A 14453-nucleotide genomic window follows, 5' to 3' on the forward strand; every position below is an offset into this window, starting at 1 on the left:
AAGATAAAATGATTTCAAAAAATAAACTCATCACTATATTATTCATATTTACAATAGCAGTTTGTAAATCACAATCTATAGAAATTATAGGATTTAGTGATAATCCACTTGAAGTAAGTCCGCTTTTAGGTGCAGATTTAACTGTAAATTTCAAATATACAAGTGAAGCAGGATCTACGGGTAATCATATTTTTATAGGATTAGAAGTTTTAGATAGTAATGACCAATATGTGAGTTATGTAAACGGTGTTACATTAAATAATCAACAAGCGGGTACAGATATACAAAAATCTGCATCGTTTTTTGTGGGTAGTATTCATAAATTATCCGCAGATTTACCAAATGGACATTATTATCAAGTAAAAGCAATTTTATATGCAAGTGGTGGTTGGACAGCAAATGCCTGGGCTGGTTATTGGAATTCGCCAAAACTAGACTTACAAGATACTAATGGGTATAATTTTAATACCAAAAAAATTGCTAAAGGAGCAGATATCAGTTGGATGACTGAAATGGAATCTGATGGATTTACATGGAAAGATAATGATGGAAATACCAAAGAATTATTACCTCTTTTAAAAGAATACGATCTAGATGCTGTAAGGTTAAGAGTTTGGGTAAATCCAGATAATTCTGGTGCCAATGGTTGGTGTGATATTGATGATTTAGTAGTAAAAGCAGAAAAGGCAAACGTCAATAATCAAGATATAATGATTACAATTCATTATAGTGATTGGTGGGCAGACCCAGGAAAACAAACCAAACCTGCTGCTTGGTCCAATTATTCAGTTTCTCAATTAGAAACTGCAGTTGCAAACCATACAACAGACATTTTAAATGCTTTGAAAGCTAAAGGAATTACGCCAAAATGGGTTCAAATTGGTAATGAAACGAATAATGGTATGTTGTGGACAACTGGAAAAGCTTCAACTGGAGGGTTTGCCAATTATGCCAAATTTTTAAACGCTGGTGCAAATGCAGTAAAAACATTTAATAGTAACATCAAAACGATTTTGCATATTGCTAGTGGAAATGATAATGCACTATTTAGATGGAATATTGACGGTTTACAAAACAATGGTTTTCAAATCAATAAATTTGATATTATTGGAATGTCTTTATATCCTGATGAAAATAATTGGAAGTCTTATGTAGATGATACTTATGATAATATGATTGACCTAAAGTCTCGTTACAACAAAGAGGTTATGATGGTAGAAATCGGTTTTTCTTACAGTAGGCAAGACATTACTTATCAATATATTACTTATATGATTGAAAAAACCAAACAAGCTGATGGTTTAGGTGTTTTTTACTGGGAACCTATTGCTAGAAGTCCATTTACTTCTTATGGCAAAGGTGCTTGGGATGCAGATGGAAGTCCTTCTGAAGCAATGAATGCTTTTATTGATAAAAATACTTTGTCTGTTTCAGAAAATGAGAGTAAAAATCATTTCATTATTTACCCAAATCCTGTAAAGAATGTATTATTTCTAAAATCTAGAATAAATAATATAGAATCAATCAAAATTTATGATGTGAAAGGAAGTTTGATAAAACTATTACAACCGAATAAAATGCAATGGAGTTTAGATCTAACAAATCTAAAAAAAGGTGTTTATTTTTTAAAGGTTAACAATCATCTCAATAAAAAGTTCATTAAAAACTAATGATGGCTATTAAAATATCCATAAAGTTGATAAACAAACAACGCAATTCCAATGATGATTAGATACGTATTTGTAGCTTTATAAAATGCAGGATAACTTTCTTTTTTCTGCCATTTTGTAATTAAAAAAACGATGGGAATTAATGCTAAAATCTGACCAATTTCTACACCCAAATTAAAACTTAAAATCTTCATCAAAAAATAATCTGAACCTATTTCAAAAGATTGTAAACGTGTGGATAACCCAAAACCATGAATTAGTCCAAATAGAAATACCATCAACAACAAATTGGGTGCTTTTACTTTTAGTTTTTCGAAACCACCTAAATTTTCAAATCCTTTGTAAAAAACACTTAATGCAATAATGGCATCTACCAAATGTTCATTTGCATTAATAGCTAAATACGTTGCTCCTGTTAAGGTAATACAATGTGCAATTGTAAAAACGGTAATGAATTTTATGATATCTTTAAATCCTTTTAAGAAAAAAACAACACCTGCTAAAAACAGCAAATGATCGTAACCTGTAAGCATATGTTTTGCACCAACATAAATATAAGACCACAAGCCTCCATTATTTAAAATGGCTTGATCTGATGAACTTACTCCATGTGCAAATGCAAAAAAAGGCATAAATAAAATTACAATTGAAACAATTCTTTTAAGATTAAATTTCATCAACCTAAATTATTTTTTTCGATTAAAAATAAAGAACAAAATCCCAATAATTAAAATACTTCCTAGAATAAAAAGATACATAGATATGCCTTCTTCCTTATTTTCGTGAGTATGAGTTTCAGCACTATGTTTGTGAGTAACTTCAAAAGTTAAAGTTGCCCAGTTAGATTCGTGGGTTAAACCCTCTTCATTAGAATTTACCAAATGTATGGTTCTTACATACCAAATTCCATCATTATTTAAATTTACAGAAACAATTCCTTCTTCATTTGTTCTTAATTCTTGACCTTCTGTATGTGTATGATTTTCATCAGTTGAAGGATGAGAATGAGTTTCTCCATTATGACTATGAGTGTCATTTTTTGCATCATTGTGAGAATGTCCTTTTTCTGATGATTAATAATTTGCATACACCAACTGATTTTGCAAAGGCTTGCCATCTCTTAATAACTTTACTTGTAAAATATCTCCTGTGTATTTTTCATAAGGATTTTCAAGTGGAATAAACTCAATAGGATAACCAAAAAGAGTATTCCAGTCTTTGGTTTTTTCATTCCCGACTTGAAAAATAGCTTTCACATGTTTCGAATATTTTTCTACAGCTTCATCATTTAAAGTTCCATTTTGTTCTCTTTGTAAAAGAGCGTCTTTTATACCATCGTGTTTTAGATAATTATTAAATTTTTCTGCAGTCATTGTAAAATTTCTAGGTTTTGTAGAAACGCCTGCAACCCAAGTACCTGCTTTACCTGAATTGAAATTTAAAATGGTTGTACTGTCTTTCTCTGTCCATTGTTTGTCTTCAACTTTTATCCTATTTCCATCACCAACCAAACTAGCATCTAGCATTCTATCTCTGTCAATTACATTTTCGCTTTTATTAAAAGTGCCATTAAATAATTGGATTGTACTTTCCGTATTTGGTTGCAGAAAAAAAGTATCTAATTTTAGATACATATCGTGACTACAGAAAATTAAAATACATAATGCTGCAAATATTTTTTTTCTCATTTTTTGATAAAATTTTTGATGTATAACTGACACAAAAATAACTCATAAAATTAAACTAGTTCAAAAACGAATCAACTAAAATTACTGAATTAACACCAGAAAATGGATATTTAACATAAGTTTTGTTTAACTTAATTTACAATAAATTAAACAATTTGTATCTTTGTTTAGATTCACAAAATAAATGAAATGCAATTTTTCAATAACCAAGACATTAATAACCTACATAAAATTTACAGAATTAACTTAATAAACAGTTGTTCTGGCTTTAAATCAGCAAACTTATTAGGTTCAATTTCAATAAATGGAAAAACCAATGTAGCTGTTTTTAGTTCTGTTACACATTTAGGATCAAATCCGCCAACATTAGGTTTTATTTTAAGACCTACAACTGTGCCTAGAAACACGCACAAAAATTTAAAGGATACTGGTTTTTTTACCATCAACCATATTTGGGAAGACATATTTGAGGATGCACATCATACCTCTGCAAAATATCCTGATGATGTTTCTGAATTTGATATGACTTCTTTAGAGCCTGAATTTAAAGGAGATTTTAAAGCACCTTTTGTAAAAAATGCTCCTGTGCAAATGGCAATGAAATTTATAGAAGAAATTTATGTACCCTCAAATGATGTACTATTAATTGTTGCCCAAATTCAAGAATTGTACGTAAAAGATGAGTTATTGCAAGAAGATGGCTTAATCAATTTATCCAAAGGAAATGTGGCCACTATTAATGGTTTAGACACCTATGCCATTCCTAAATTTAAAAAGCAATTGAGCTACCAAAGACCTAAAAAAATACAATAATGAAAATTCTAGTTACAGGCGCAACTGGTTATATTGGCAAACGTTTAATTCCATTATTATTAAATGATGGTCATAAAATCGTATGTCCTGTAAGAGATAAAAAAAGAGCCGAAAACTATTACAAAGATCAAAAGAACATAGAATTAATTGAGGCAGATTTTTTAAATGGGCATTCACTTCAAGCACTACCTACAGACGTAGATGCTGCCTATTACTTAATTCACTCAATGTCTAATTCTGCAAAAGAATTCCACGTTTTAGAAGAAAAGTGTGCATTTAATTTTAAACGTTATGCAGAAACGACTTCTTTAAAACAAGTAATTTATTTGAGTGGAATTACAAACGACACAAAACTCTCTAAACATTTATTATCAAGAAAAAATGTTGAAAATACATTAAGTTCTGGCAATTATGCATTAACCACTTTCAAAGCAGGAATTATCGTAGGTTCTGGAAGTTCATCCTTTGAAATTATACGAGATTTAGTAGAAAAACTACCAGCAATGATTGCTCCAAAATGGTTAAATACGAAAACACAACCATTATCTATTAGAGATGTTTTATCATTTTTACACAAAGCTTTAGGGAAAGAGGAATTATACAATACTTCTTATGATATTTTTGGTCCTGAAGTAATGACCTACAAAACAATGTTATTGCAATTTGCAGAAGTTAGAAAGCTAAAAAGATGGATTTTAACTGTGCCTGTAATGACACCAAAACTCTCTTCTTATTGGTTGTATTTTGTAACCTCAACGTCTTACAAATTAGCAAGTTCTTTGGTAAATTCTATGGGAGTTGAAGTAATTGGAAATAAAAGCAACATCAATCAAATATTGGAAGTAAATCCAATGACATACAAAGAAGCAGTAGAATTGGCTTTTAAGAAAATTCAACAAAATAGTATTGTTTCTAGTTGGAAAGATTCTTATGTAAGTAGTGGAAAATTGAAAAATTATGTGGGTGAGTTTATCAATGTTCCAGAATATGGATGTTTTAAAGATTATAAAAAACGTAAAGTAAAAGACAGAAAAAAAACTTTAGATAAAATTTGGGCAATTGGTGGCGAAACTGGTTGGTATTATGGAACATTTCTCTGGAAAATAAGAGGTTTTATTGATCAAATTTATGGTGGAGCAGGTTTACGAAGAGGAAGAAGACACCCAACTGAATTAAATGCAGGTGATGCTTTAGATTTTTGGAGAGTAATTTATGCGGATAAAGAAAAAGGCAAACTCCTACTCTATGCAGAAATGATTTTACCAGGAGAAGCTTGGTTAGAATTTAATATCGAAGACGGAATTTTATACCAAACAGCCACGTTTAGACCTGTTGGTTTGGCTGGTAGATTGTATTGGTATGCAGTTGTGCCTTTTCATTGGTTTATTTTTAATGGGATGATTAATAAAATTGCAAAAGTATAGATTTTGAAAAAACAGCACCTGCCCACCAAAATGTGTCCTATTTGTAATAGATCTTTTGCTTGGCGTAAAAAGTGGGAAAAGAATTGGGAAAACGTAAAATATTGTAGTAAAAAATGCAGCAGCAACAAAAACAAACTGGGCTAGTTTGGTTCAGAAATAATTTAAGAGTTCACGATAATAGTTCTTTAAAAAGAGCAGTTGATGAAAATCAGCAAGTCATTGCTGTCTATTTTTTTGACCCAAAATATTTTAAAGTTGATGAATTCGGATTTCAAAAAACTGCAAAATTTAGAGCAAAATTTTTAATTGAAACCATTAAAGATTTACAACAAAATTTAGCAGATTTAAACATTACTCTCCTTACCTATTTTGATGCTCCAGAACATAGAATAACAAGTTTATGTGATTCCTTTTTTGTTGATAAAATTTACACACAAAAAGAATGGACAAGAGATGAAATTGAAACCAACAATAACATCAAAAAAACGTTAAATGGTAACATTGGTTTTATTGAAGAATATGATCAATTTTTATATCATCCAGAAACGGTTTCTAAAAACTTTAACAATATTCCTGACGTGTTTACTGCTTTTAGAAAAAAGCTAGAAAAGTATGTAGCTATTTTAGAAGAGGTACATATCTCAAAATTACCGAAAGAAAACCTAGTTGAAAATACTACTGAAACTCCAAGTTTACAAGATTTAGGTTTTGAAGATTTCGAAGTTTCTCACAAAACTGCTTTCCCTTTTAAAGGTGGTGAAACTGAAGCTTTAAAAAGATTGAATTATTATCTTTTTGAAAGTAAAAAAGTAAGCTTCTATAAAAAAACAAGAAATGGTTTAGTGGGCAAAGACTACTCAACAAAGTTGTCCCCCTGGTTGGCAAACGGAAGTTTGTCAGCCAAAACCATTTGTCATAAAGTTAAAAAATATGAGCAAGAATTTGGCAAAAATCAATCTACCTATTGGGTAATTTTTGAGTTGATTTGGAGAGATTATTTTAAATATATTTCTTTAAAATATGATGAAAAGATATTTAAAATTGGTGGAATTTTAGATAGAGATTACGAATGGAAATCTGACAAAAACACCACTCAAAAATGGATTAATGGAGAAACCAGAGACGATTTTGTAAACGCAAATATGATTGAACTCAAAGAAACTGGTTGGATGAGCAATAGAGGAAGACAAAATGTTGCTTCTTATTTTGCAAAAGAATTGTTGTTAGATTGGAGAATTGGAGCTGCCTATTTTGAATCATTGTTGTTAGACTATGATGTGCATAGTAATTATGGCAATTGGATGTATGTTGCAGGCGTTGGTAATGATCCAAGAGACAGAAAATTTAATACACAACTGCAAGCAGAACGTTATGATAGCAATCATAAATTTAGAAACCTTTGGTTAGCAAAAACATTGTTTTAAAATGAAAAGTAAATCTGTTCATATCATTTTCCCACATCAATTATTTAAAAACAGTGAAGTTTTAGATAAAGTTAATCACATCATCTTAATTGAAGAGTATTTATTTTTTAGTCAGTATAAATTTCATCAACAAAAAATAGCTTTTCATAGAGCTACTATGAAAGCTTATGAAGACTTTTTAATTAAAAAAGGTAAAAAAGTAAACTATATTGATCCTAAAAATGGGTTAAGTGATATTCGTAAACTTTTACCAAGTTTAGTCGAAGATAGTATTTCTGAAATTCACATCATTGATCCAACAGACAATTGGCTCAAAAAACACATCAACGAATCAAAAAGTGATTTGGAAATTGTTTGGTATAACAATCCTTTATTTATCAACACAAAAGAAGATTTAGCATCATTTTTTAAACCCACCAAAAAGAAATTTTTTCAAACTTCATTTTACAAAAGTGAAAGAAAAGAAAGGGACATTTTAATGGATGGGAAAAGTCCTGCTGGAGGCAGTTGGACGTATGATGCAGACAATAGAAAAAAATATCCAAAAGGAAAAACTCCGCCAATAATTCAGTTTCCTGAACCCACAAAATACCACAAAGAAGCAACAGAATATATAAATAACAATTTCTCTAAAAACTATGGAAAACTAAATGACTTTATAGTTTATCCCATAGATTTTGAATCCGCAGAAAACTGGTTAACTCAATTTTTTGAGGTTCGTTTTCACGAATTTGGTATTTATGAAGATGCTATTGTTAGAGAAGAAAATTTCCTAAATCACAGCTTGTTATCACCCTTAATAAATGTGGGTTTATTGCATCCAAAAGAAGTGATTGATAAAGCCATTGAATTTGCACATAATAATGATGTTCCTATAAATTCTACTGAAGGCTTTGTGCGTCAAATTTTAGGTTGGCGCGAATTTATAAGAGGAGTTTATGAAGCTGTTGGTACAAAAGAACGCACCAAAAATTTTTGGAAATTCAAGAGAAAAATACCAAAATCATTTTATGATGGCACTACAGGAATTCAGCCTATAGATGATGTCATCAAAAAAGTGAATAATACTGCTTATGCACATCATATAGAACGTTTGATGATTTTAGGAAATTTTATGGTATTGTGTGAATTTGATCCAGATGATGTATATCAATGGTTTATGGAGTTATTTATTGATGCTTATGATTGGGTTATGGTGCCAAACGTTTATGGAATGAGTTTGTTTGCAGATGGAGGATTAATGAGTACAAAACCATACATCAGTAGTAGTAATTACATTATGAAAATGAGTAATTATAAAAAAGGTGACTGGCAAAAAACTTGGGATGGTTTATTCTGGACGTTTATGGATAAGCACAGAGATTTCTTTTTGAGCAACCCAAGATTAGGAATGTTAATTAGAACTTTTGATAAAATGAATCAAGAAAAAAAAGAAATCCATTTTGAGAATGCAAAACTGTTTTTTAATGAATTAGATAATGGCTGATAGAGAAGAAATTAATGTAGTTTGGTTTAAACGCGATTTACGTTTGCAAGATAATGAGGCAATTTTTAATGCTTTACAATCTAAAAAACGTGTGTTGTTTGCGTATGTTTTTGAAAATTCTTTGATGAATGATCCTCATTATGATGAACGTCATTGGAACTTTATTAAAGAATCAATTATTGATTTAAATGAAAAATTAGCAAACTATAATACCAAAATTTTGTCAGTAACTACAGAGGTTGTAAATGCTTTTAATCAATTGCAGAATAATTATAAAGTGAGTTCTGTTTTTTCGCATCAAGAAACAGGTTTATTAATTACCTATAATAGAGATAAGGATTTTACAAGATATTGCAGAAATAACAACATTGAATGGAAAGAAAATAGCAATAATGGTGTTTTAAGAGGATTGTTAAATCGATTAGATTGGTTAGATAAATGGGAAGATTATATGCATCAAGATCAAGTGAAAGCCAGATTAAAAGCTGACCATTTTATTTCTATTGATGAAATTAAGAAGCTAGAAAGAGGTTTTATTTGTACAGATTTATCAACGCCAGATATACATAACTTTCAAAAAGGAGGCGTTACAATGGCTTGGAAATATGCAGATACTTTTTTTCAGAAAAGACATAAAAACTATATGTATCATATCTCTAAACCAAGTTTGGCTAGAAAAAGTTGTAGTAGATTATCTCCATATATAGCATGGGGAAATGTATCAATAAGACAAATGTATCAACAAGCTTTGACTTATAAAACAGAAGAAAATAAAAGGCATTTAGGTGCTTTTGTTTCTAGATTACGATGGCAAGCACATTTTATTCAGAAATTTGAAATGGAGCACACAATGGAGGAAGCGAGTTTAAACAAAGGTTTTCATAAATTGAAAAAGAGTATTTCTTTAGAATATCAAAAAGCTTGGAAAGAAGGTAAAACTGGTTTTCCTTTAATTGATGCTTCTATGCGTTGCTTAACAGAAACTGGCTACATAAATTTTAGAATGCGTTCTATGTTAGCTTCTTTTTTTACACATATTTTATGGCAACCTTGGCAAGACTGTTCTAAACATTTATCTAAAGCTTTTTTAGATTTTGAACCAGGTATTCACTTTCCACAATTAAATATGCAGGCTGGTGAAACTGGCATTAATGATTTACGCGTTTATAATCCTGTAAAAAATAGTTTAGAACACGATGAAGATGCATCCTTTATAAAAAAATGGATTCCAGAATTAGCAAAACTTCCAAAAGCTTTTATTCACGAACCATATCTAATGACACCTTTAGATCAGCAGTTCAATAATTTCATTCTAGGGGAAAATTACCCTAAACCTATTGTAGATATTAAAACCAATCGTAAAAAGGCATTAGATATCCTTTGGGGAATGCGAAACGATATCGACGTAATTAAAGAGAATAAAAGAATACTTACTAAACACACACTTACCAACAGAAACAGTTTGTTAACTAATGATTAAAGATGTTTTTGAGCAAAACTTAATATTTTGTTAATTTTTGTTTAATGATTTTTAAATATAGTTAAACATAATTTATTTTTAGTTATCTTTGAGTTGTGATATTTAATACAACACATAAAAATAAAGATGCAACAGCTACAATTAATGATTTAATTGGTAAGCCTTTTTCGTTTTTAGAATCAATAAAAAGAAAAGGAACTGGTTCTAAAAGAATGATTATTGAAGATGTTAGTGTTGGGTTTAAAAAAGTCTTGAATACAGTTTCAGACATCAATTATGGTAATATTGAAATTAGAGAGAAAGGAATTTTAGTACACATAACCAAAGGTCATAAAAATTTTAGTTGGGCTATTCCTTTTTATCAAATGCATATTTATAAGACCAGTGGATTCAGTATTCATGCTCAAGGAAATTTTGTGAGATTTAAAAACAATAAATTGTTGAAAGAAAATAAAAAATTTCTCGACAAACTTCTAGATTTGAAAATAGAAAATGAACAGAACTACGATTTCTATAATGCTATAACATAATTCTATTTATAATGAAGTTAGATGGCATAGCAATTGACAGAATTATAGAAATGGCTTGGGAAGACAGAACAACTTTCGAAGCGATACAATTTCAATTCGGATTAAAAGAACAAGAAGTTATTAATCTGATGCGAAAAGAAATGAAACCTAGCAGTTTCAGAATGTGGAGAAAAAGAGTTCAAGGTAGAAAAACAAAACACGAAAAGTTAAGAACTTTTGAAAAAGGAAGATTTAAATGTTCAAGACAAAAATCAATATCAAATAACTCAATCACTAAAAGATAAAAACCGTGCTTTGATTTAAGGTTTGAGTACTTAAAGACAGCACATAAAAAAGACACAAAATGATTACAGAAGTAGTATTAAAAGAAAAAGAACTATCAGAAAAATTAAATGGATTCTCTTTCGAAGAAGTTGGAGACGACCATTTATTTACAGGGCTACAAACACCAATGAAAGTTGATGCTTTTAAACTTACAGATGAACAAAAAAAAGAGAAAATAGCAGAATTATTTGAAGAAATAATGGATGTTATGGGTTTAGATTTAACTGATGATTCATTAAAAGGAACTCCAAAAAGAGTTGCAAAAATGTATATTGAAGAAATCTTTTCAGGGTTAAACCCAGCAAATAAACCAAAAGTAGCATTGTTTGATAATAAATATCAGTACAACCAAATGTTAGTTGAAAAGAATATTACTTTTTATTCAAACTGCGAACATCATTTTGTACCAATTATAGGAAAAGCTCATGTAGCTTACATTTCTTCAGGAAAAGTTATTGGTTTATCAAAATTAAATAGAATTGTACAATACTATGCAAAAAGACCACAGGTTCAAGAAAGATTAACAAATCAAATCGCAGCCGAATTAAAGGCTATTCTTAATACAGAAGATGTTGCAGTTATTATAGATGCAAAACACTTATGTGTATCCTCTAGAGGCATAAAAGACGACACCTCTTCTACTGTTACATCATATTTTGGAGGAAAATTTAATACCCAAGAGAAAATAGTTGAATTACAAAACACTTTAAATTATTAATTATGGATTTAGTAGAAAAAGCAATCGAATTCGAAAACAGAAAAATGAGATTTCCAACTACAAGCGATCGCATTTTAGCTTCTAGAGAAGCAAAGTCATTAATTTTAAGTCTTAATGAGATTTATAAGCAAAACAAAGACACTAAAATTATGGATATTATGAAACGTTTAACTGTGATTAAGCAGCGTATTGAAAAGCGTTTGAAAGGAAAACCATTAACGGCTGCATAAATAATTTGTATTTTTCTTGGTTTTCTAACTTTTATATTTATATTCGAAGATTAGATAAAATCACCAAAAATACATAATGGAATTATTAGAAAGAGCCACTGAATTCGAAAATAGAAAATTTTCTTTCAAAACCACTAGTGATAGAATTTTAGCCTCAAGAGAAGTTAAAGCGTTAATACTAGAATTGAACGAAGTTTATAAATTAGAAAAAGATCCTAATATTATGGATCATATGAAGCGTTTAACAGTTGTAAAACAAAAAATTGAAAAACGCTTGAAAGGAAGACCTTAAAAGCATTATGAGAAAAATAGTAATTATTGGAGGAAGTAAAGGAATAGGAAAAGCAATTACAGAAAGTTTAGTAGAAAACAATAAAGTCTATAACTTAAGTAGAACAGAACCTGAAGAATCTCATAATAATTTAACTCATTTTTCCATTGATATTCTTTCTGATGAACTCCCAGATATAGAAGAAATAGATACACTTATCTATTGTCCTGGAAGTATTAATTTAAAACCAATTTCTAGACTCAAGTTAGATGATTTTAGAAATGACTTTGAAATTAATGTTATAGGTGCAGTAAAAGCTGTACAAAAATATTTGTCAGTCTTAAAAAAAGGCACCTCTCCAAGTATCCTATTATTTAGTACAGTTGCTTCAAAATTAGGCATGCCTTTTCATGCTAGTGTTGCTGCTGCAAAATCTGCTGTTGAAGGTTTAACTAAATCTCTGGGCGCAGAACTTGCACCAACAATTAGAGTAAATGCAATAGCACCTACTGTAACAAATACAGATTTAGCTTCTAAACTTTTAAGAAATGATAGAATGATAGAAAATATCACAGAACGTCATCCTCTTAAAAAATACTTACAACCCACAGAAGTTGCAGATTTAGCCACTTTTCTAATATCTGAAAAAGCAAATTCCATTTCTGGTCAAATATTTGAATTAGATTGTGGCATAGTTAGTTTTAAAATTTAAGTTTTTACCAAATGACATCTATTTACGATATTAAAATTGATAGTTTACAAGGTAAACCTATCAATTTAAAAGACTTTGAACACAAATATATCTTGTTTGTAAACGTAGCTTCAAAATGTGGTTTTACTCCACAATATAAAGATTTGGAAAAATTACATAAAGATTACAAAGATAAATTAGTAATTATTGGAGTGCCTTGCAATCAATTTGGAAATCAAGAACCTGGTACTTCTGATGAAATACAAGAGTTCTGCCAAGTAAACTATGGCGTTTCTTTTTTAATAACAGAGAAAATAGATGTGAAAGGAGAACATCAACATCCTTTATATTCTTGGCTAACTTCTAAAGATTTAAATGGTAAAAAAAGTTCTAAAGTTCGCTGGAATTTCCAAAAATATATTCTTTCTCCAGAAGGTAAATTAATTGATTATTATTTTTCAATTACCAAACCAACAAGTTCAAAAATAACAAAACACCTTAAATAATATGTTTGGTTTATTCAAAAAGAAATCTGAAGTAGAAAAGCTAGAAGATAAATACAAAAAGTTGATGGAAGAAGGTTTTAAACTACAATCTATCAATAGAAGTGATAGTGATGCAAAATATTTAGAAGCAGATAATATTTTAAAAAAGATTGATGCTTTAAAAGATAAATAAATGAAACAACTAAAGCTAACTATTCTTTTTTTAATTATAAATTTTGCAGGTTTAGCTCTAGGAAACTGGTTTATGGGTGATGCTGTTCAATCTGAATGGTATTCAAATCTAAACAAAGCTCCTTGGACACCTTCTGGATGGGTTTTTGGTGCAGCATGGACACTTATAATGATTTGTTTTTCAATCTATTTAGGAAAGCTTTTTCTAGAAGATGATAGTAAAAAGATGAAATCAACTTTTTTATTTCAGTTCGCTTTAAACGTGAGTTGGAATTTCTTTTTCTTTAACCAACATTTAGTTGCATTCAGTTTATTCACAATTTTATTACTTACTTCGCTCCTATTTATATATTTCTTTAAATTGAGTACTAAAGTTGGTAACTACAAGTATTTATTACTTCCTTACATGATTTGGTTATGTATTGCTTCCTCACTAAATCTCTATATTTTAGTTCACAATTAGCATGAAAATCTATACGTTCCATAGAAAACAAAAATTCCCAATTTCATTAGACGAGGCTTGGAATTTTTTATCAGATCCGAAAAATCTTAAAATCATTACACCAGATTATATGGGTTTTAATATAGAATCTGGAGCTGATAGACCTTTGTATGCTGGGCAGATTATTCAATATATAGTTACGCCTATTTTAGGTATAAAAACAAAATGGGTATCTAAAATTACACAGGTAAAGCACAAAGAATATTTTGTTGACGAACAACTGTATGGACCTTATTCTTTGTGGGATCATAAACATTTCATCAAAGAAATAAAAGACGGAGTTGAATTTGAAGATATTATCCATTACAAAGTTCCATTAGGCATTTTAGGGCAAATGGCTCATCCTTTTCTAGTGAAACCAAAATTGGAAGAAATTTTTGAATACAGGCAAAAAAAATTAACTGAACTTTTTGGAGAGTATAAATCGTAAAATAATTACTAAATTAAGTTGTCATTTCGAGCGAAACAGAGTGAAGCCGAGAAATCTATAATAGTATTTTTTTTAAGATTTCTCTATAAAGTCGA

20 protein-coding genes are annotated in these 14453 nt (G+C 29.6%); 17 read left to right on the plus strand and 3 right to left on the minus strand.

Annotated features, from left to right (window positions below):
* Nucleotides 1-8: 8 nt before the first annotated feature.
* Nucleotides 9-1670 (plus strand): T9SS type A sorting domain-containing protein, encoded by a 1662-nt coding sequence (locus BTO18_RS07980; protein ID WP_105015715.1) that lies wholly within the window; start codon nt 9-11, stop codon nt 1668-1670.
* On the opposite strand, the gene BTO18_RS07985 is transcribed toward BTO18_RS07980, so the two are convergent.
* The 3 genes from BTO18_RS07985 to BTO18_RS17990 form a co-directional block, all read right to left on the minus strand.
* Complete coding sequence (locus tag BTO18_RS07985; protein ID WP_105015716.1) at nt 1667-2347, minus strand: HupE/UreJ family protein; 681 nt, start codon at nt 2345-2347, stop codon at nt 1667-1669. The genes BTO18_RS07980 and BTO18_RS07985 overlap by 4 nt on opposite strands.
* Nucleotides 2348-2356: 9 nt before the next feature.
* A complete protein-coding gene (locus tag BTO18_RS17985; RefSeq protein ID WP_226789110.1) occupies nt 2357-2551 on the minus strand; it encodes a hypothetical protein in 195 nt (64 codons plus the stop codon).
* A 192-nt stretch (nt 2552-2743) separates the two neighbouring features.
* Nucleotides 2744-3358 carry a DUF4198 domain-containing protein gene (locus tag BTO18_RS17990; RefSeq protein WP_226789109.1) on the minus strand — a complete coding sequence of 205 codons (615 nt, stop codon included), beginning with the start codon at nt 3356-3358 and terminating at the stop codon, nt 2744-2746.
* A 189-nt stretch (nt 3359-3547) separates the two neighbouring features.
* Here BTO18_RS17990 and BTO18_RS07995 point away from each other — a divergent pair, with 189 nt between their 5' ends.
* From BTO18_RS07995 to BTO18_RS08070, 16 genes are all read left to right on the plus strand, one after another.
* Nucleotides 3548-4171 (plus strand): flavin reductase family protein, encoded by a 624-nt coding sequence (locus tag BTO18_RS07995; protein WP_105015717.1) that lies wholly within the window; start codon nt 3548-3550, stop codon nt 4169-4171.
* Nucleotides 4171-5595 carry an SDR family oxidoreductase gene (locus BTO18_RS08000; RefSeq protein WP_105015718.1) on the plus strand — a complete coding sequence of 475 codons (1425 nt, stop codon included), beginning with the start codon at nt 4171-4173 and terminating at the stop codon, nt 5593-5595. The genes BTO18_RS07995 and BTO18_RS08000 overlap by 1 nt, the downstream gene beginning before the upstream one ends.
* Nucleotides 5596-5598: 3 nt before the next feature.
* Nucleotides 5599-5739 carry a DUF2256 domain-containing protein gene (locus BTO18_RS08005; RefSeq protein ID WP_105015719.1) on the plus strand — a complete coding sequence of 47 codons (141 nt, stop codon included), beginning with the start codon at nt 5599-5601 and terminating at the stop codon, nt 5737-5739.
* Nucleotides 5709-7019 carry a DASH family cryptochrome gene (locus BTO18_RS08010; RefSeq protein WP_105015720.1) on the plus strand — a complete coding sequence of 437 codons (1311 nt, stop codon included), beginning with the start codon at nt 5709-5711 and terminating at the stop codon, nt 7017-7019. The genes BTO18_RS08005 and BTO18_RS08010 overlap by 31 nt, the downstream gene beginning before the upstream one ends.
* Nucleotide 7020: 1 nt before the next feature.
* Nucleotides 7021-8505, plus strand: a complete 1485-nt coding sequence (locus BTO18_RS08015; RefSeq protein ID WP_105015721.1) for a cryptochrome/photolyase family protein — start codon at nt 7021-7023, stop codon at nt 8503-8505.
* Nucleotides 8498-9985: a cryptochrome/deoxyribodipyrimidine photo-lyase family protein gene (locus BTO18_RS08020; RefSeq protein ID WP_211295588.1), complete on the plus strand. Its 1488-nt coding sequence runs from the start codon at nt 8498-8500 to the stop codon at nt 9983-9985. The genes BTO18_RS08015 and BTO18_RS08020 overlap by 8 nt, the downstream gene beginning before the upstream one ends.
* Before the next feature lie 95 nt (nt 9986-10080).
* Nucleotides 10081-10515 carry a hypothetical protein gene (locus BTO18_RS08025; protein ID WP_105015723.1) on the plus strand — a complete coding sequence of 145 codons (435 nt, stop codon included), beginning with the start codon at nt 10081-10083 and terminating at the stop codon, nt 10513-10515.
* An 11-nt stretch (nt 10516-10526) separates the two neighbouring features.
* Nucleotides 10527-10799: a TIGR03643 family protein gene (locus BTO18_RS08030; RefSeq protein WP_262904427.1), complete on the plus strand. Its 273-nt coding sequence runs from the start codon at nt 10527-10529 to the stop codon at nt 10797-10799.
* Nucleotides 10800-10858: 59 nt separating this feature from the next.
* On the plus strand, nt 10859-11557 hold the full coding sequence (gene folE, locus BTO18_RS08035) for a GTP cyclohydrolase I FolE (protein WP_105015725.1): 699 nt from the start codon (nt 10859-10861) through the stop codon (nt 11555-11557).
* Between the two features lie 2 nt (nt 11558-11559).
* The gene (locus tag BTO18_RS08040; RefSeq protein ID WP_105015726.1) at nt 11560-11787 is read left to right on the plus strand and encodes a hypothetical protein; all 228 of its coding nucleotides are present in this window, start codon (nt 11560-11562) and stop codon (nt 11785-11787) included.
* 76 nt (nt 11788-11863) lie between these two features.
* On the plus strand, nt 11864-12079 hold the full coding sequence (locus BTO18_RS08045) for a hypothetical protein (RefSeq protein WP_105015727.1): 216 nt from the start codon (nt 11864-11866) through the stop codon (nt 12077-12079).
* 7 nt (nt 12080-12086) lie between these two features.
* A complete protein-coding gene (locus BTO18_RS08050) occupies nt 12087-12770 on the plus strand; it encodes an SDR family NAD(P)-dependent oxidoreductase (RefSeq protein WP_105015728.1) in 684 nt (227 codons plus the stop codon).
* An 11-nt stretch (nt 12771-12781) separates the two neighbouring features.
* The gene (locus BTO18_RS08055) at nt 12782-13255 is read left to right on the plus strand and encodes a glutathione peroxidase (protein WP_105015729.1); all 474 of its coding nucleotides are present in this window, start codon (nt 12782-12784) and stop codon (nt 13253-13255) included.
* Between the two features lies 1 nt (nt 13256).
* Nucleotides 13257-13427: a Lacal_2735 family protein gene (locus tag BTO18_RS08060; protein WP_105015730.1), complete on the plus strand. Its 171-nt coding sequence runs from the start codon at nt 13257-13259 to the stop codon at nt 13425-13427.
* Nucleotides 13428-13889, plus strand: a complete 462-nt coding sequence (locus BTO18_RS08065) for a TspO/MBR family protein (protein ID WP_105015731.1) — start codon at nt 13428-13430, stop codon at nt 13887-13889.
* A gap of 1 nt (nt 13890) precedes the next feature.
* Nucleotides 13891-14358: an SRPBCC family protein gene (locus BTO18_RS08070; protein WP_105015732.1), complete on the plus strand. Its 468-nt coding sequence runs from the start codon at nt 13891-13893 to the stop codon at nt 14356-14358.
* The last annotated feature ends 95 nt before the right edge of the window (nt 14359-14453 follow it).

The organism is Polaribacter porphyrae (assembly GCF_002954685.1).
GTDB classification, from domain to species: domain Bacteria; phylum Bacteroidota; class Bacteroidia; order Flavobacteriales; family Flavobacteriaceae; genus Polaribacter; species Polaribacter porphyrae.